This is a genomic window from Pelovirga terrestris (assembly GCF_014773365.1).
GTDB lineage: Bacteria > Desulfobacterota > Desulfuromonadia > Desulfuromonadales > Geopsychrobacteraceae > Pelovirga > Pelovirga terrestris.
Genome location: NZ_JACWUN010000008.1, coordinates 13,830 through 30,529, shown reverse-complemented (window position 1 = coordinate 30,529; position 16,700 = coordinate 13,830). Strand labels below are relative to the sequence as shown.

Below are 16,700 nucleotides of genomic sequence, written 5' to 3'. Positions count from 1 at the left end.
GGAATGGCATGAGTTCAGATAATACCTCCCCCCATCCCGATATCCTTGAAGCGGTCTATCAGATCATCCTTGAGCGCAAGCAGCTTGGACCCGGGGAAAAATCCTACGTAAAATCCCTGTATGACAAGGGGCTCGACAAGATCCTTGCTAAAATCGGCGAGGAGGCCACCGAGACAGCGGTCGCCGGTAAGGGAGGAAACCCCGATGAGGTGGTCTATGAAGCCGCTGATCTGATTTTTCATCTACTGGTGCTGCTTGGCTATTACGAGTTGCCACCGGAAACAATCTATGCCGAACTGCGCCGGCGTTTTGGGGTTTCCGGTATCGACGAGAAAGCTTCGCGACAGCTGTCTGAGGGATCAGACAGCTGATCTAACATGTCACATGTCAGATATTCTGTCCGCTTGATTCTTTCCCGAAAATCATTGAGACTTTCCCACCATCATCTACGGCTGGTAACCGTCTGATGGGCCCTCAGGGTGATTTTTTTGATCCTGTTTCGCGGGAGATCTCATGACCAAAACGCTGTCGAGCGAACCTGCCACCAACGACCAACGTCCCCACCAACTCAGACGGCAACTCCTTGAAAAAACAGTGAAAAAATGTCAGTACCAGCAGGATGCCGTGGCTACAAAACAAAGAAAACTTGCGTAAAGAGCAAAAATTGTGATATTTTTTCAAATTAAACTTCAGCATGCCCCTATCGGTGTGCTGAATGCCAACCGTCTGGATCTTTTGTGGTGCAATGTGGTGCTGATCATTCTGCAAAAGCTTTTATTTGAGAGAGGATGTGAAACGTGGGTACGACAACAATTATCAGTCAGGTCGCTGCCGCAGGTAGCAAGCCCCAGCAACAGCAGCTGATTCCGTTGGAGATGATGGAATTGGCCGCCGAATGCCTGCGCACCCTGGCCCATCCTCACCGCTTGCGGATTGTCGAGATTCTGCTTGATCATGAAGAGTCGGTCGGTGAACTGGCGCGGGCCTGTGATCTGCCCAGCCATATGGTCTCTGATCATCTGCGCATCTTGAAGGATCGCGGCTTTCTTGACAACCAACGCCAGGGGCGCAAGGTCTTTTATCGCATCGCCGAGCCGGCGCTGGGTGATATCATGAACTGCATCCATAAGCGCTTTGGTGCCCAGGACCAGTGTATCGCCACGAAAGACATAGCTCACGCCCTACGTTAAGTTGTCAACTTTTCCGGCGGTACCGACGTGCATCGGTTGTTGCTGGTGCTTTGATCCAAATTATCCATAAAAAAGCCGGACCCCTTAAAAAGGGTCCGGCTTTTTTCGTCATGCCTGATACTGCAGTGTTCGTGGCTCTTAGAACTTAACGTCGAAGCTGACGTAGACCTGGTCAGCTGACTTAACCATGGCGGGAGCAAAACCTGCAGCAGGTGTTTGTGCAAGCAGCTGCCCAATCATCGCTGCTTGTGCACGATCTGCTGCACTGTCAATTTCATACGGTTTGGTGTTCCAGTCAAGAGAACCGGTGTAATCATAGCGATAGTGCTGGTAACCGACGCGGAAGCTGGCGGCACCAAGCTTCGCCACCGCTTTGCCGGGCAGGTCATAGATGCCATAAACTTCAACAACCTGGCCACGAGTGGCGAGTTTGGAAGCGTACATATCGTCATGGCCCGGGCTCATGCCAATCCAGTATTCGCTTCCGTAGTTGTATTCCGCACCAATCTTAAAGTTGCTTTTGGGAATATCGAAACGGCCACCGATATAGATAGAATAGCCATTTTCCGAATCGGTGTTAGGTGAGCCTGCAAATGGGTCGTTAAACATGCCTTTGCTGTTTGGGTCGGTACGGCTCCAGGCACCGGAGATGAAGTAGTTGAAATTCTGGATTTTGTCCATGTAGAGCAAGGAGGTGTGATAGATGTCACCAATGTTTTGACGTGGCATCGACATATCCATGGGACCCATAGGTGTATTAACAGTCATTTGGGCAGGGTCGCTAATCATAGCGACTGCCATAGAGTTCATGTCGGGATAGTTGAAAACTTCCATGGCGACATACGACTGCAGATAAATAAAGCGGTTGTTCTTGTTGTAGATATCCCAGCTGATGCCGGCGAAGTCGGTATCGTTGAGGCTGTTTTCACCCAGACCGGCTTCATAGCCGCGACCGTAGCAGAAGCGGATGCGGCCAGGTAGATCGACAAGGCCGAAGAGTTTGTCGTAAGCGTAGCCCAGGGTGGCACCGTCAAAGGGCCAGTCCATGTAGGCGACCGGGGTGGCCATGCGGCTGGGGTTGTTCAGGCGCAGCTGGCTGGGAGGGCCGTCGGTGGTCGGGCGGCGCCCCATGGAGAGCCAGAAGTTGCTGCCGCCGATGTTGTTCCAGTTGACGATGGCGCGATCCACCAGCAGCCTGTCGTCAGTCGGGGTGCGGCTGGAGTTGCCATCGATCGCTGGGAAGCCGCCGATAGTACCACCCATGCCGTCACTTGGGGTGTTTTGCAAGCCCCAGGCCTTGTACATGGTGAGGCGACCGACGAAGTCAACATTCTCCAGCGCGCTGACGCTCATGTTGAGGCGCAGGCGGTTGGTGAACAGGGTCTCGTTCTTTTCGGTGACGGTGTTGTTGGCTGAGTTGTAACGATCACGGCTGTAGTAATCATAGCGGGTGCGGAAATCACCGGACCACTGAAAACGGCTGCTCATGTCTTCGTAGATGGTTTCGTCGATTTCCGTAAGGAACTCTTCCTGCTGCGCTTGCTGCTGACGGATCTGCTCAAGCTGCTGCTTGAGTTCCATGGTTTGACGGTTCAGCGCCTCAATGCGTTCCTCGAGGGTCGCTGCCAGGCCGCTGAGGGGTAGAGCCAGCAGGCCGACCAGCACCAGTATACCAAGTACCTTTTTCATCTTTCCTCCTTGTGGTGGGTGGGGGCTGCGGGCAGGTCAGTTTCGTAGCAGGAACCTGATGCAAAGCGTACATGGGTTGTTTGCACCAATACAACTCGCAGCCGATCAAATGTGGCAGAAATTATCACTTGCGGTTATATGTCTAAATATCGCGATAGGTCAACACAAAAATGGATGAGCGTTCGTTCTGATGTGATGGGTAAATCTGCAGGGGATTCGCCACCAAGGCACCAAGGGCACCAAGGTGAGTCGGTCCTGATGGGTTTCGATTGGCCCTGATTGCCAGACGCCGTTCTCTTGTGCTAAAAACCGGTATCGTCAGGGATCTGCCCATCGGCAGTTTAAGGCTGGAAATAATGATGGATTCCGTGTAAAGTGGAAAGTTAGAGATTTCTATCAGTCCCGCTATCTGTTGACCTCGCAGCGATTGAGTTGTCATTTATGAATGCAAGCTGGATTTTATCGCCTCAGGAACGTAAAGCCATACGTCGCAAGCGCCTGTTGCGCCTTGGCCTCGCCGCCGTGATTCTGGTTGGGTTGCTCAGCTATTTTGTCACCATTCCCGCGCAGCGCCGGAACCTCCCTGCCGGTGGTGATATGGCAGCAGAACGGGCGCGTGATGAGCGTCCTGATGTGGTTGCGGTAGCGGTTGCAGAACCCGAAGTACCCCCTGCTCCAGAAGCCGTTGATGAGCGTGTCGTAGTCCATCCGATTACTAACGGGGACACCTTAAGTACCATCTTTGATCACCTCGGTATCCACAGTGTGATGTATCAGATTCTTGCGGCCGATGAGTCACTGCTGGCCCTTGATGTGCTGCGTCCCGGCCAGCATCTGACCTTCACCTTTGATGAGGATGGTTCGCGGTTGCTGAGCATGGAGCTCTTTATCGATCCGGGTAAACAGGTGCTTTATTCCCGGTTTGACAACAATAGTTTTGGTTATGAAGAGATGATCCATCCGGGCCAGTGGCAGCAGCAGCTGCTCGATGGTGAAATCAATGGCAGCTTTTATCTGTCGGCTATCGGTGTCGGCTTAAGCGAGATGGAAACGGCTAACATTACCAACCTGTTCCGTGATCACCTTAACTTTGCCCGTGATATGCGGGCCGGTGACCGCTTTCAGGTGGTACGCAGCCGGCAGTTTGTCGGCGAGAAGTTTACCGGCCAGAGTCGCATTGAGGGGGTGCGGATTCTGCGCCGCCAGCGTGAACACACCGCTTTTCTGTTTGAAGACGGCAACTACTACGATGCCACCGGGGAAAGTCTGGCCCGTGCCTTCCGGCGCTATCCCATGGGTGCCCAATACCGTATCAGTTCTTCTTTTAATCCTGCTCGCAAGCATCCGATTACCGGGCAGGTTCAGCCCCACAACGGGGTTGATTTTGCCATGCCCACCGGTACTCCGATCCTGGCAACGGGTGACGGAGTTGTGACCCGGGTAATGAATCATCCGTATGCCGGCAAATATGTCGAAGTCCAGCATGGCAGTCAGTATCTTACCCGTTACCTGCACCTGCACCGGATCCTGGTGAAGCGTGGTCAGACGGTGAAGCGTGGCGAACGGATCGCTCTTTCCGGCAACACCGGGCGGTCAACCGGCCCCCACCTGCACTTCGAGTTGCATGTTCACGGCCGGCCGGTCAATCCGATCACGGCCAAGATCCCCATGGCGGCATCGGTTCCCAAAGACAAGCGGACCGACTTTAAGCAACTGGTTGAGCAACTGGTTGCGGTGATGGAAAACGGCAGTCACCGGATTGCGGCGCTGGAAACCAGCCGTCAGTAAAACGTATCCTGATGTTGCGATCAATCGGCCAGCGGATCTTCCCCTTCCTGCCAGCTTGCCAGGTAGCGCTCGAACAGGTGAAAGTCCTCCCCCTTGTGTTCGGTGATGGTAACGTACATGTGCTCTTTAGGGATGTCCCAGGTCTCATGGAGCAGTTGCATAAAACCCAGGGTCAGCTCGCGACGCTTTTCGATGGTACGCCCCTCGCGGATATCGGCATTGACCAGGGCGACCCCTTTTTCCGGCCCTGTCACCCGCCCGATGGACAGGTTGTAGGTACCGAATTCGCGGATTGAAATGCTGATATGGTCGGTGCCGGTGTCCATGATGGTAGAAAAGAGTTGGCGGACTTTTTCGGCAAAGGCCATCTTGGCGTGATCTTCCAGGGGACGGTTGATTTCAAATTGCAGGTGAGGCATAACATTCTCCATTTTTGGTCAGGTGGGGACGAGTTGTTGACCGCTAGACTATAACACAGTTCTATTTCATTGGAACATCAGCCGGAGGATTTAAGAAGTGACAACCCAACTGACGCGCTCGTCCAGCCCCGATCTTGATAAACTGCTTGGTCACGCTTTTCCCGTACTAGACGACGGTTTTGTCCGTCTTGTCGATTACATGGGAAATGATTCTTCCATTGTTCAGGCGGCCCGGGTTTCCTACGGCGATGGCACCCGCAAGGTGTCTGAAGATCGCGCCCTGATCCGTTATCTGCTCCGCCATCAACACACGACCCCGTTTGAAATGTGCATGCTCAAGCTCCATGTTCGGGTGCCGATGGATACCTGGCGTCAGTGGATTCGCCACCGTACCGCCAGTGTCAACGAATACAGCACCCGTTATTCCATCGCCATCGATCGCGCCCAGATGACTCCGGCAAATGCCTGGCGGCAGCAGGCGCTGGACAACAAGCAGGGGAGCAGCGGTTTTTTTGCGTCGGACGAAGGGGAACGATTCAGTGCCGCTGAACAGGAGTTGCATCGTCTGAGCAAGCAGGTCTACCAGCAGCGCCTCGACGCCGGCGTGGCCCGCGAACAGGCGCGCAAGGACCTGCCCTTAAGTACCTACACCGAAGCCTTCTGGCAGATCGATCTGCATAATCTACTGCATTTTCTGGCCTTGCGCATGGACAGTCACGCCCAACTTGAAATCCGCCGCTACGCTGAAACCATTGGCGAGAAGATTGTCAAACAGTGGGTACCGGCGACCTGGGAGGCGTTTCAGGATTATCGCTTCGGACAGATGACCTTGTCGCGTCAAGAACAGGAACTGTTGGCACTGGTGGTGAATGGCCAGACCGAAATGGCGGACGCCTGGTGCGCAAAAAGCGGCTGGGTTAAGCACAAAGAAGAACGCCGGATCCTGTCGCGTGAGGCGAAAGAATTTGCGGTCAAGTTGGCGAGTTTCGGCCTGACACCGCCCTGGTAGGAACAAAAAATCGTATGATGTTGCAGGGGCGCGGCGCGCCGTGCCCCTACAGTTTACCCACCTCATCATCCTTTGTCTTTTCCTCGACATCATCATCATCCAGCATCCGGTATTTGGGGCCTTCGATATCGTCAAACTCCCCCTTTTTAACCGCGTAGAGAAAAAACAACCAGACTCCGGTGCCGATACAAAAGGACAGAAAAATCAGCAGGATGGTAGAGGTCATCATGGCAGGTGTCCTTGGCGTTTGAGTCGCAGGGAATTGAGCAGGACACAGACCGAACTGATCGCCATTGCTGCCGCTGCGTAAACCGGCGCCAGCATCCCACTGGCGGCCAGAGGGATGGCGATCAGATTATAGCTGAAGGCCCAGGCCAGGTTCTGTTTGATGTTGACCAGGGTTTTTTGCGCGAGGTGCAGGGCAAAGGGAATATTCGCCAGGTGCGGACGGGTGAGAATCAGATCAGCGCTTTCAACCGCAATGTCGGTGCTGCCGGCGATGGCACAGCCGATGGTGGCTTTCGACAGGGCCGGCGCGTCATTGATCCCGTCACCCACCATCATCACCGCCGCCGGGGTAAGCGCGTCAATCTGCAGCGCCTTCTGTTCCGGGGTCAGTTCCGCGTGCCAGGTATCAATGGCGAGAAGTGAACAGATACGCCGGGCGACATCTTCACGATCACCGGTTAACAGCACACTGGTGTACCCGCGTCGATTCAGGTCGTTGAACATCTGTTGGGCATCAGGGCGGATCTCATCTTCCAGCGTAACCAGACCGATATATCGGCCATCGAGGGCCAGATGAACCTCGCTGCGTCCGGCGCCTGCGGTCTGCGGCAGATCGATCCCCTGTTCTTTCAGAAAGCGCCGGTTGCCGGCGATGAGATGGGTGTTGCCCTGCCAGGCTTCAATGCCCAGACCGGTATGGGTGGTGGATCTGTCAACCGGCTTGGGAACAATGCCATGCTGCGCGGCTTCCTTGAGAATGCCGCGTGCGAGGGGGTGATGGCTGCCGGCTTCGACATCGGCCAGCCCTTGCAGGAGTTGCTGTTGCGTGCCATGGCTGAGGGTGATGCCGACCACATGGGGTCGCCCGATGGTGATGGTGCCGGTTTTGTCAAACGCCAGATGGCTGATGCCTGATGCCGCCTCAAGAATATCGCCGCCACGAAACAGCACCCCGGCTTCTGCCGCGCGCCCGGTGGCGATCATCACCGCCGTCGGGGTTGCCAGCCCGAGGGCGCAGGGGCAGGCGACGACCAGCACCGAGACGGCATTGAGCAGGGCGGCGCCATCACGCAGGTGCCAGTAGATAAAAGTGCCGGCGGCAATCAGCAGCACGATCGGGATAAAAACACCGGCAACCCGGTCAGCAAGCCGCTGAATCGGGGCTTGATCGGATTGCGCCTGCTCCACGATGGCGGTCATGCGGGCAAGGAAGGATTCAGCGGCGGCCGAGGTGACCTTGACCTCGATGGTGCCGTTCAGATTAAGGGTGCCGGAGACAACCGGATCCCCGCATTCCTTAAATACCGGCAGGGGTTCGCCGGTGACCGCTGCTTCATCAATTTCACTGGTGCCCCGGGTGACGATGCCATCCACCGGCAGGCGGTCTCCGGCTTTGAGCTGGATCATATCACCCGGCAACAGTTCCCGGCTGTCAACTTCACTCCAGCTACCGTGTTCAAAGCGCAGGGCTCGCGCCGGTGCCAGTTTGAGCAGCCGATCGATACCGGCGGCCGCTTTGCGCCTCGCTCCCGCTTCGATCAGACGACCGGCAAGAATCAGGGTGATAATCATGGCTGCGGTTTCAAAGTAGACCTCAGCGCCCGTCATCATGGCATAGAGACTGTAAAAATAAGCACAGAGGGTGCCCAGGGCAATCAGCAGGTCCATGTTGGGCTGATGATTGCGCAGACTGACCCAGGCGCCACGCAGGAAGGGGTAGCCCGAGTAAAAGACGACCGGTGTCGTGACCAGGGCGGCAAAATATTCCAGCATGCTTTTGGTTTGCAGGTCGATTCCCTTAAAATAGCCGGCATAAAGCGCCAGGGAAAAACCCATCAGCTGCATGGTCAGAAAAACTGCCGTCCCGAAACGCATGAGCAGGCTGCGCATTTCGCGATGGGCCGATTGCTGCAGTTCGTCCAGGCTGTAAGGGCGTGCCAGATAGCCGATGTCAGCCAGTTTGCGGCAGATAGCGGCGGCACTGATGTCAGCGCCGGCAAAGCGGATCAGTACCCGGTGGGTGGCAAAGTTGACCCGCACCGAAATAATTCCGGGCAGCTTCTGCAGCAATCGTTCGATCAGCCAGATACAGCTGGCACAGCGGATGCCATCGACAATCAGGCTGATTTCATCTGCTGATTCATGATGACGGACAAAGCGCGCCAGGTAGGCCTCGTCAAAACGTAAGTTGAAAGCTTCCTTGAGGGTTCCGGCCTGACGGTCGGGGCGCTGATAAAAATGCTCGAGGCCGGCGCCGCGGATAATCAGATAGGCGCCGCGACAGCCGTAACAACAAAAGTTGCGAGTGGTCCCGGCGATCTCGTCGGTTACCAGCTCGGCCGGGGAAAACGGTTCAGCGCAGTGGTCGCAGGTTAGTTCTTTGATGACGGTCATTTCAGATGGTCAACAACAAGCGCCGCAAAATCCGGGCACCCTTATGCTCAAACTCCGCCTGGATGAGGTTTTCACCGGATAGCTCGGGGAGCTGAGCGCGATAGACGCCGGGATCTGCCTCTGCCAGAGGAACTATCAGCAAGGCTCCACGGTACTGCAGTTTAAGTTGACCTTTAGCGCCCCTGACCGGTTCCCCTTCACGGTTGGTCAAGTGCTGGATCAACACGCCGTCCATCAGTTCGCTGTGAAGCTCCCACCCCAGGACAGCTGCCGCCTGTTTTTCCAGCATCGTGCTGTTATATTTCAATCCTTTACTGTAATAATCCTGATCACTGACTTCGCTGACCCGGGTTGCGGCCTGGTAGGCAGCCCAGCTGGAAAAGACCAGGAAGGAGCAGAGCAGCAGGGGAACAAGCAGGGCAGAATTGAATTTAGTCATGAATTACTCGTTTCTTGCCGACAAAAGAGGTCAGCATGCAAGAATCGTTACTCTTATTGGCGATGAGCTGACGCTGATAGTTGGGCGGTAGCGGTAGCAACCGGTTGCTGATGGCTGCTGAACAATTGGAATTCTACCATGATTGGCTGATTGCTGACAGGGGAGAGAACCATCAGCCGGAGTTGGTAATTGCCACCGGCGGCGACAGGAATCTGTTCCGTCTGCCCCCTGATCTCCAGCGGCTCACCACCGGGAGCCCTTACTCGCAACTGATATTCCTGAGCATCTGTGCTGCGGTTGTTGATCCAGACAGTGAACAGGGTGGTCTGCTGGTTGTCAACGATCCGACTGACCGCAGCCGGTGCCAATGAGACCTTCAGAGATGCTGAAGTTCGCGTCAGGGTGGCGTAGGTCAGGGCGCTGAGCAGACTGATCAGGAGCAACCCCAGCAGGAGAACACGTAGATTCAGCAGCCCTTTGACACCCCGGTTGTCGATACCAAAGGTGTAGTAGATCAGTCCGGGCTCGTCCCGTTTGGCCATGATCTGCCGACAGGCATCGAGGCAGCGGCCACAATTGATACATTCGATCTGGTAGCCGTTGCGGATGTCGATGCCCATGGGGCAGGCGCGCACACAGGAATTGCAGCGGATACAGCGTGGTTTTTCCTTCTCCGGCAAATTCAGGGTGAGGGTTGCCGGATCAACAAAGGATGACTGAATGCGCCCATAGGGGCAGAATTCACGACACATCAGTCGCCGGATCAGACCCAGGTCAAGATAGATGATCGCAGCGATAACCAGAAAACTGATCAGGACCCCAGGGTGCAGGGTTCCGGAGACCAGACCGGCAAGAAAACGCTGAGGTTCAATGAAATACCAGAGCAGGTTGGCGGAGACCAGCGAGGCCAGCAACAGATAAAAACTATGAGCAAGGATTTTGCCGGGCAGTGCCCCCTGCAGACGGTTGGCGAGGAGTTTAAGCTTCAAGCGTTCAGCAAACCATTCCGCCAGATCGGTGAGGGTCGTTTGCGGACAGGCCCAGCCACACCAGAGACGGCCAAAAACCAGGGTGATGAACAAGAAAGCAGCACCTGTCGCGAGAATAAAGATCAGCAACAGGTAGAGTTCCTGAATGCGCAGGACCTGGCCAAACAGATGCAGGCTGAGGCTGGGGATATCGATGCGTACCAGGCTGACGCCATCCGGTTGGATCCATGGCAGCAGAATAATCGTCAGGGTGGTTAACCACTGGAAGGTTCTGCGCCAGGGGGCAAGGAGCAGCAGGCGCTTGTGTTGGTGGGTGTTGGGCATGGTGAGGTAGCGGTGGCCGCAGCCAGCCACCGCTTAAAGGTTCCTTCGCCGGTTACAGCTTGAGCAGATAAGCTACCAACGCATCAATTTCGTTGCTGCTGAGGCTGTCAGTGAAACCGGGCATCATGGCGCCACGCCCTTGAGCAATGCTGGTGCGGATGCTGTCGGCATCTTTCCCGTAGGCGTAATCACCGGTCAGGTCGGTAGCAAAGCCACCAGCGCCGCCGGCACCATGGCAGGCCGCACAGTTGGAGTTGTAAAGACTCACCGCATTAATCCCACTCGCTGCCGCGGCTGCTTCAGCCGTGGCCGTCTGTCCACTTGTCTGAGCGGCCGCATTGGGCTGGGTGTAGGTTTCCTGATAACCGGCCATTTTTTCTTCAAACTCTTTTTCCGAGCTCCAGCCACTGAACAGGTAATAGGCACTGAAGCCGATTCCCCAGATGATCAGTCCGTAAAAAAGAATATAGAAATATAGGGGGGGCGCTTGTTTGCGATCTTCGACAATGCCATCGGCATGTTCGTCATGCTTGTCGCGTTTTTTTTCACTCATCGGTTGCAACCTTTCTCTTGTTCTGAAGGCTTGTTACGATCGGCTTAATCGTCGTCCATCATCCGGTATTTAGGGGCTTCCTTTTTTTGTTTGTTCTTGCGCTTGTAGGTATTGCCTACGATCAGTGCAAAGATAACAAAAAGGCCAAAGGTTACCGCCAGATACATAATGGACGCCAGATCCATGATCAGTCTCCCGTTGACTGGTCGTACTTGATCAAGTTGACCAGTTGCCAGACCCGCTCGCTGCCAAGATTGGCGTAAGCAGGCATGCCTCCTGCCGCTATTCCGTCATAGATGATCCGGAAGAGCGTCTCCTCATCGTAATAATCGCCCACCAGTTCCGGGCCGATCCCCCCTTCCATGTTGGTGCCATGGCAGGCAGAACAATTGCTCTGATACAGCGGACGCCAGCCGGCCAGGGTCGTCTGATCAGCGCCACTGAAGGGGTTGCGTAATTCGCCCACGATTTCAGTGCGGCCGGTCTGGCGCCAGGGAATGTCGCTGCCAAGCTTCTGCATGTAGGCAATGATGGCGTCCATCTCATTTTTTGTTGCCAGTTCAGCGATCTGCGCTTCGCTGTGGGGAAATCCCAATACCTGCATCTTGCGCCGCACTTTGTCAGGCTTGAGGGCGTTATTGCTCAACCAGCCGTAAGCCGGCATGTTGGTTTTCGGGAAGATGGAGCGCGGGGTTTCCATGTGCTGGTAATGCCAGGCATCAGGGTACTTGCCGCCGAGACGCGCCAGGTCAGGACCGGTGCGTTTGGAACCCCAGAGGAAGGGGCGGTCGTAGACGAACTCACCCGATTTTGAGTAGTCGCCATAGCGCAGCACTTCGGCCACCAGCGGGCGCACCGTCTGGGTGTGACAGTTGTTGCACCCTTCGCGCATGTAGATATCACGACCTTCCTGCTCCAGCGGGGTATAGGGAGTCACCCCTTCAATGCGGTCAGCCTCGGTGTTGACCCAGACAAAGGGGAGAATCATGGTGATGGTGGTGCCGACCAGAATGGCGGCGGTGGCCATGAGCATCAGCAGAATCGGTTTCTTTTCCCACATGATTTAAGCCCTCCCTTCGACTTCAAGCAGTTTCGGGGCTGGTTCTTTCCCTTTCTGCACGGTCATGTAGACGTTGTAGATAAAGACCAGAATGCCGATCAGGTAAATGACGCCGCCAATGGCGCGGATCCACCAGTAGGGATACATCTCGACCATGGTTTCGGTGAAGGTGTAAGTGAGACTGCCATCAGCGTTCATGGCGTTCCACATGCCGGCCTGCAGAATTCCGGAGATCCACATGCTGGTTGACCAGATTAACTGACCGATCACTACCAGCCAGAAATGCAGGTTGGCCAGAGGAATACTGTAAACCTCGCGACCGTAGATGCGCGGCAACAGGAAGTAGATGCCGGCGACACTGACCAGCGAGACCCACCCCATGGTCCCCATGTGAATATGACCGGGAACCCAGTCGGTATAGTGAATGAAGGCTGAAAAGGTCCGGATTGCCTGCATCGGCCCCTGCAGCGTTTGTAATCCGTAAAAAGTGATGCCGAGAATCAGGAACTTGACCAGATAGTTGTCGCGCATCTGATGCCACTGCCCCTTCATCGACATATAGCCGTTAATGACCGAACCCCATGAAGGAGCGATCAGCATGATCGAAAAAGCCATGGCCAGGGTCTGGATCCAGTCAGGGATCGGTGTCCAGAGTAGATGGTGGGCACCCGTCCACAGATACATGAAGATCAGCGACCAGAAAGCGATAATCGATAACCGGTGGCTGTAGATGGGAACCCCGGTGGACTTGGGCAGAAAATAATAGAACATGGCCAGCGGCGGTGCCGTCAGGGCCATGGCTACGGCGTTGTGACCGAACCACCACTGGACATTGGCGCTGTTGGTGCCGGCAAAGATGGAATAGGATTTAAAGGCCGAGACCGGAACGGCGAGGGCGTTGACGGTAAACAGGATGGCAACGCCGATAAGTGCTGCCATCATGTACCACAAAGAAATATACATCTGTTCTTCTTTGCGTTTGATGATGGTCATGATGATGTTGATAGAAAAAACGACCCACAGCACGACGATCATGAGGTCGATGGGCCATTCCATTTCATGGTATTCGAGGGTGGTGTTGTAGCCGAGAAGCAGGGTGACGGCAGCCGCGATAATGGTGGCGTTGAACAACCACAGCTGGAAGCGTGCCAGGCCGAGACTCCACAGCGGCGTTTTGCATAGTCGTTGGACCATGTAAATAAACATGGCGAAAATGGTGCCCACCCCCCAGCCGTAGATGCCGGCATTGGTATGAATCGGGCGTAATCGTCCGAAGGTGAAATAGGGGGGGTAGTTCAGATCGGGGTTGATCATCTGAAACGATACAATCACCCCGACCAGCACCGCGACGACACCCCAGACGAGGCTCCAGTTGACAAAGCTCTTGACGATGTCGGTATGATATTGCGGTTTTCCCATGTGGCCTCCTAGCGCAGATTGGCAGATGTATCCAATGGTCAGATCACTGTGGCAGAGAAAAAATAATGAATGATAAACGTGACCATTTTAGTGAAATACGAGGGAAAGTCAATTACATTGAGGGTAAAATAGACCAAAGTGGTGACGGTCAGTGATCCAGGAGGGTGCGCTGCAAAAAACCAAGGTATATTTGTAAATCAAAAAAGGAGGTATCGGTTCAGTACCGGGTCAGAAATCCTATGACAAGGGACGCGATTGTTTCCCTTCGCGCAGGATTCAAAGACCCTGCGCGAAGGACGGCAGCTGAATAAGTACATTATTTACTTCTGCTCTTGCGATTTCTCCGGTGTTTTGTGCTGCGCCATGTCAAGGAATGGCTTGATCAGGTCGATCGGCATCGGGAAGAGGATGGTCGAGTTCTTCTCGGCGGCGATCTCGGTCATGGTTTGGAGAAAGCGCAGCTGTAAAGCGCCGGGCTGCTTGTTGATTTGCTCAGCGGCGTTGGCCAGGGTTTTTGAGGCCTCAAACTCGCCGGTGGCATGGATGACCTTGGAGCGGCGCTCACGCTCTGCTTCGGCCTGACGGGCCATGGCGCGTTGCATCGAGGCCGGCAGATCAACGTGCTTGATTTCAACATTGGAGATCTTGACCCCCCAGGGGTCAGTCTGGCGGTCGAGAATCTCCTGCAGGTCGTGGTTGATCTTATCCCTTTCCGCCAGCAGTTCGTCCAATTCCACCTGACCGAGGACACTGCGTAACGAGGTTTGCGCCAGCTGACTGGTGGCATACAGATAGTTGTCGACTTCGATCAGGGCCTTGTCCGGCTGGACGACGCGGAAATAGAGAACTGCATTGACTTTGACCGAGACGTTGTCACGGGTAATAATGTCCTGCTCGGGAACATCCATGGCAACGGTACGCATATTGATCTTGGTCATCTGATCAATAACAGGAATGATAAATTTCAGTCCCGGTCCTTTGACACTTGAGAAGCGGCCCAGACGAAACACCACCCCGCGTTCGTACTCAAGCAGTATCCGTACTGCGGCGCTGATAATGACCGCGCCGATAGCGACAATGATTATCCAGAAAAAACCTGCACCAAAATCAAACATTATAGGGTCTCCTTTTTTTCACAGTCAGCGGACTGATCGGTTGATGTGACGGCGCCAACCTTGATCTTTAAACCATCAAGCATTTCAATGACCTCCACTGTTTGCCCGGGGACAATCGGCGCGTTGGCCCGAGCCGACCAATATTCTCCATAAACAAAGGCGCGTCCGCTGTCGGGACCAATGGCCTCAACCGCTTCCCCGTGCTTGCCGATCAGTCCGTCCTGGCCAAACGGGCTGTGGCGCTTCTGGGTTTTAACTACCATGGTGGCGGCAAAGGTAGTAAACGCTGCGCAGGAAAGCACGGTTGCGGCGATCACCGCGCGGGAAATCTGCAGGTAGGGTTCGCTGCTGTCGACCAGCATCAGTGATCCCAGGCTCATGGCAATAAGGCCGCCAACCGCCAGCATACCATAGGAGGGGACGTTGGCTTCCAGAATAAAGAGGATAAAGGCCACGACAATCAGCAGCAAGCCTACGTAGTTGACCGGCAGGGCGGAAAAAGCAAACAGAGCCAGCAGGATGGCGATGGCACCAACCGCTCCGGGAAAAATCGAGCCGGGTTGGGAAATTTCAAAAAAGATGCCAAGGATCCCCAGCATCATCAGCAGGTAGGCGAAGCTCGGGTTGCTCAGGGCATTGAGGATCTTCTGGCGCCAATTCATTTCGACGGTTACCAGCTGACTGCCGGCGCTGGTGAAGATCATGACCTCACCATCGCGGATAAATTTGTAACCGTCCAGCTGACGTAACAGATCCTCGCGATGCTCGGCGATCAGGTCGATCACTGCCAGATCCAGCGCTTCCTCGGCAGAGATGGAGACCCCGTCACGTACTGCCTCTTCCGCCCATTCCTGGTTGCGACCCCGCTTTTGGGCCAGGCTACGGGCGTAGGCAGCAGCATCGTTGGCAACTTTTTTCATCATCGTTTCATCGGCTTCACCGCCGCCGCCGCCGATACTGACCGGTGTTGCCGCACCAATGTTGGTTCCCGGCGCCATGGCGGCAAAGTCAGCGGCCAGGGTGATCAGTGCCCCGGCTGAAGCGGCCCTTGCGCCTTGTGGCGCAACATAAACAATGGTCGGGATCTTGGAATTCAGTTGCGCTTGAATGATATCGCGCATGGCGGTATCGAGACCGCCGGGAGTATCGAGCTCAATCAGTACCGCCCGGTGGTTTTGGCGATTAGCCGTGGTGATGGTGTCGGCAATAAAAGATGCGATCACTGGATTGATCGGTGTTGCGACCTCGAGCAGCAGGATGGTGTCACTGGCCGGTGGGTTGGCAAACAGCGATAGTGCCGGGCTCAGGGCGAGCAGGGCAAAGCCTGACAGGACAGCAAAAACGCTGATAGTGCGCAAAAGGAGTCTTTTTGCCTGCTGATAGCTGGTGATCACGGTCTTCGCGCCTCTTGTTGTCGTTCCGGGGCCTCATGTTGTGGCCAAGTGGAACCCCTGCTCCGGTTATATGATAAATTGTTACTTCTTTACTTGTGTTTTCAGCATCAGTCGTTATAATCATTTGTTTGTATATATGGGTGCCAGAAGCTTCTGCGCGCCCTCTTTGCATTCACGTCCTACCGCAACTTCTACGATCAGGTGGAGCAATATGAGTCTTAAAGAGCAACTCAATCAGGATATGAAGGCGGCGATGAAGAGCAGACAGACCGATCGCCTCAGCACGATTCGCCAACTCCGCAGTGCCATCAAAAACAAAGAAATCGAACTCAGACAAGACATTGACGATAATACTATTCTGGCTGTCATCAGTACCCTTGTCAAGCAACGTCGGGAATCTGCCGAGCTTTATCGCAGCAATGACCGCCCGGAATTGGCCGACAAAGAGGAAGCCGAACTGGCGGTCCTGCAACAGTATCTTCCTGCGCAGCTAAGTGAGGATGAACTCCGCGCTCTGGTTGCGGAGGTGATCACCGCGACCGGGGCTGCTTCTATTAAGGACATCGGTAAGGTGATGCCGGTAGTCATGGCAAAAACCAAGGGTAGTGCTGAAGGTCGACTGGTCAACCAGGTTGTCAGAGAGTTGCTGGCCGGCCCTGCTGATTAGTCCCTTGTTCGCCTTTCATCCTG

The 16,700-nt window shown here is 54.9% G+C and carries 18 protein-coding genes; 6 read left to right on the top strand and 12 right to left on the bottom strand.

Annotation, left to right across the window (positions count from 1 at the left end; all coding sequences use genetic code 11):
• The first annotated feature begins 8 nt into the window (after positions 1–8).
• The 3 genes from ICT70_RS08220 to ICT70_RS08210 all read left to right on the top strand — a co-directional run bounded on the left by ICT70_RS08220 (position 9) and on the right by ICT70_RS08210 (position 1,190).
• A complete protein-coding gene (locus ICT70_RS08220; RefSeq protein ID WP_191155415.1) occupies positions 9–371 on the top strand; it encodes a phosphoribosyl-ATP diphosphatase in 363 nt (120 codons plus the stop codon).
• Between the two features lie 142 nt (positions 372–513).
• Positions 514–654 carry a hypothetical protein gene (locus ICT70_RS08215; RefSeq protein ID WP_191155413.1) on the top strand — a complete coding sequence of 47 codons (141 nt, stop codon included), beginning with the start codon at positions 514–516 and terminating at the stop codon, positions 652–654.
• A gap of 143 nt (positions 655–797) precedes the next feature.
• Positions 798–1,190, top strand: a complete 393-nt coding sequence (locus ICT70_RS08210; RefSeq protein ID WP_337906811.1) for an ArsR/SmtB family transcription factor — start codon at positions 798–800, stop codon at positions 1,188–1,190.
• A 138-nt stretch (positions 1,191–1,328) separates the two neighbouring features.
• Here the strand turns inward: ICT70_RS08210 and ICT70_RS08205 are convergent, their stop codons facing one another.
• Positions 1,329–2,879: a DUF3373 family protein gene (locus tag ICT70_RS08205; RefSeq protein WP_191155411.1), complete on the bottom strand. Its 1,551-nt coding sequence runs from the start codon at positions 2,877–2,879 to the stop codon at positions 1,329–1,331.
• A gap of 441 nt (positions 2,880–3,320) precedes the next feature.
• Between ICT70_RS08205 and ICT70_RS08200 the strand changes: the two genes are divergently transcribed.
• Positions 3,321–4,667: a peptidoglycan DD-metalloendopeptidase family protein gene (locus ICT70_RS08200; RefSeq protein ID WP_191155409.1), complete on the top strand. Its 1,347-nt coding sequence runs from the start codon at positions 3,321–3,323 to the stop codon at positions 4,665–4,667.
• A gap of 20 nt (positions 4,668–4,687) precedes the next feature.
• Here ICT70_RS08200 and ICT70_RS08195 read toward each other — a convergent pair whose 3' ends face one another.
• Entirely contained in the window at positions 4,688–5,086 is a 399-nt protein-coding gene (locus ICT70_RS08195) for a tautomerase family protein (protein WP_191155407.1), read from the bottom strand.
• A gap of 97 nt (positions 5,087–5,183) precedes the next feature.
• Here ICT70_RS08195 and thyX point away from each other — a divergent pair, with 97 nt between their 5' ends.
• The gene (thyX, locus tag ICT70_RS08190) at positions 5,184–6,095 is read left to right on the top strand and encodes an FAD-dependent thymidylate synthase (RefSeq protein ID WP_337906810.1); all 912 of its coding nucleotides are present in this window, start codon (positions 5,184–5,186) and stop codon (positions 6,093–6,095) included.
• Between the two features lie 46 nt (positions 6,096–6,141).
• Here thyX and ccoS read toward each other — a convergent pair whose 3' ends face one another.
• The 10 genes from ccoS to ICT70_RS08135 form a co-directional block, all read right to left on the bottom strand.
• On the bottom strand, positions 6,142–6,324 hold the full coding sequence (gene ccoS, locus ICT70_RS08185) for a cbb3-type cytochrome oxidase assembly protein CcoS (RefSeq protein ID WP_224746915.1): 183 nt from the start codon (positions 6,322–6,324) through the stop codon (positions 6,142–6,144).
• Complete coding sequence (locus ICT70_RS08180; RefSeq protein WP_191155404.1) at positions 6,321–8,717, bottom strand: heavy metal translocating P-type ATPase; 2,397 nt, start codon at positions 8,715–8,717, stop codon at positions 6,321–6,323. Before ICT70_RS08180 ends, ccoS begins: the two co-directional genes overlap by 4 nt.
• A 1-nt stretch (position 8,718) precedes the next feature.
• A complete protein-coding gene (locus ICT70_RS08175) occupies positions 8,719–9,156 on the bottom strand; it encodes a FixH family protein (RefSeq protein ID WP_191155402.1) in 438 nt (145 codons plus the stop codon).
• Positions 9,157–9,209: 53 nt separating this feature from the next.
• Positions 9,210–10,499: a 4Fe-4S dicluster domain-containing protein gene (locus tag ICT70_RS08170; RefSeq protein WP_191155400.1), complete on the bottom strand. Its 1,290-nt coding sequence runs from the start codon at positions 10,497–10,499 to the stop codon at positions 9,210–9,212.
• 22 nt (positions 10,500–10,521) lie between these two features.
• Positions 10,522–11,022, bottom strand: coding sequence for a cytochrome c (locus tag ICT70_RS08165; protein WP_191155398.1), 501 nt, complete (start codon positions 11,020–11,022; stop codon positions 10,522–10,524).
• A 44-nt stretch (positions 11,023–11,066) separates the two neighbouring features.
• Entirely contained in the window at positions 11,067–11,207 is a 141-nt protein-coding gene (locus ICT70_RS08155) for a CcoQ/FixQ family Cbb3-type cytochrome c oxidase assembly chaperone (RefSeq protein ID WP_191155394.1), read from the bottom strand.
• A 2-nt stretch (positions 11,208–11,209) separates the two neighbouring features.
• Positions 11,210–12,082 (bottom strand): cbb3-type cytochrome c oxidase subunit II, encoded by an 873-nt coding sequence (locus ICT70_RS08150; RefSeq protein WP_191155392.1) that lies wholly within the window; start codon positions 12,080–12,082, stop codon positions 11,210–11,212.
• A gap of 3 nt (positions 12,083–12,085) precedes the next feature.
• Positions 12,086–13,501: a cbb3-type cytochrome c oxidase subunit I gene (locus ICT70_RS08145; RefSeq protein WP_191155390.1), complete on the bottom strand. Its 1,416-nt coding sequence runs from the start codon at positions 13,499–13,501 to the stop codon at positions 12,086–12,088.
• A gap of 320 nt (positions 13,502–13,821) precedes the next feature.
• Positions 13,822–14,616, bottom strand: a complete 795-nt coding sequence (locus ICT70_RS08140) for a slipin family protein (protein WP_191155388.1) — start codon at positions 14,614–14,616, stop codon at positions 13,822–13,824.
• Positions 14,616–16,010, bottom strand: coding sequence for an NfeD family protein (locus ICT70_RS08135; protein ID WP_337906808.1), 1,395 nt, complete (start codon positions 16,008–16,010; stop codon positions 14,616–14,618). Before ICT70_RS08135 ends, ICT70_RS08140 begins: the two co-directional genes overlap by 1 nt.
• 211 nt (positions 16,011–16,221) lie before the next feature.
• Between ICT70_RS08135 and ICT70_RS08130 the strand changes: the two genes are divergently transcribed.
• A complete protein-coding gene (locus ICT70_RS08130; RefSeq protein ID WP_191155386.1) occupies positions 16,222–16,677 on the top strand; it encodes a GatB/YqeY domain-containing protein in 456 nt (151 codons plus the stop codon).
• The last annotated feature ends 23 nt before the right edge of the window (positions 16,678–16,700 follow it).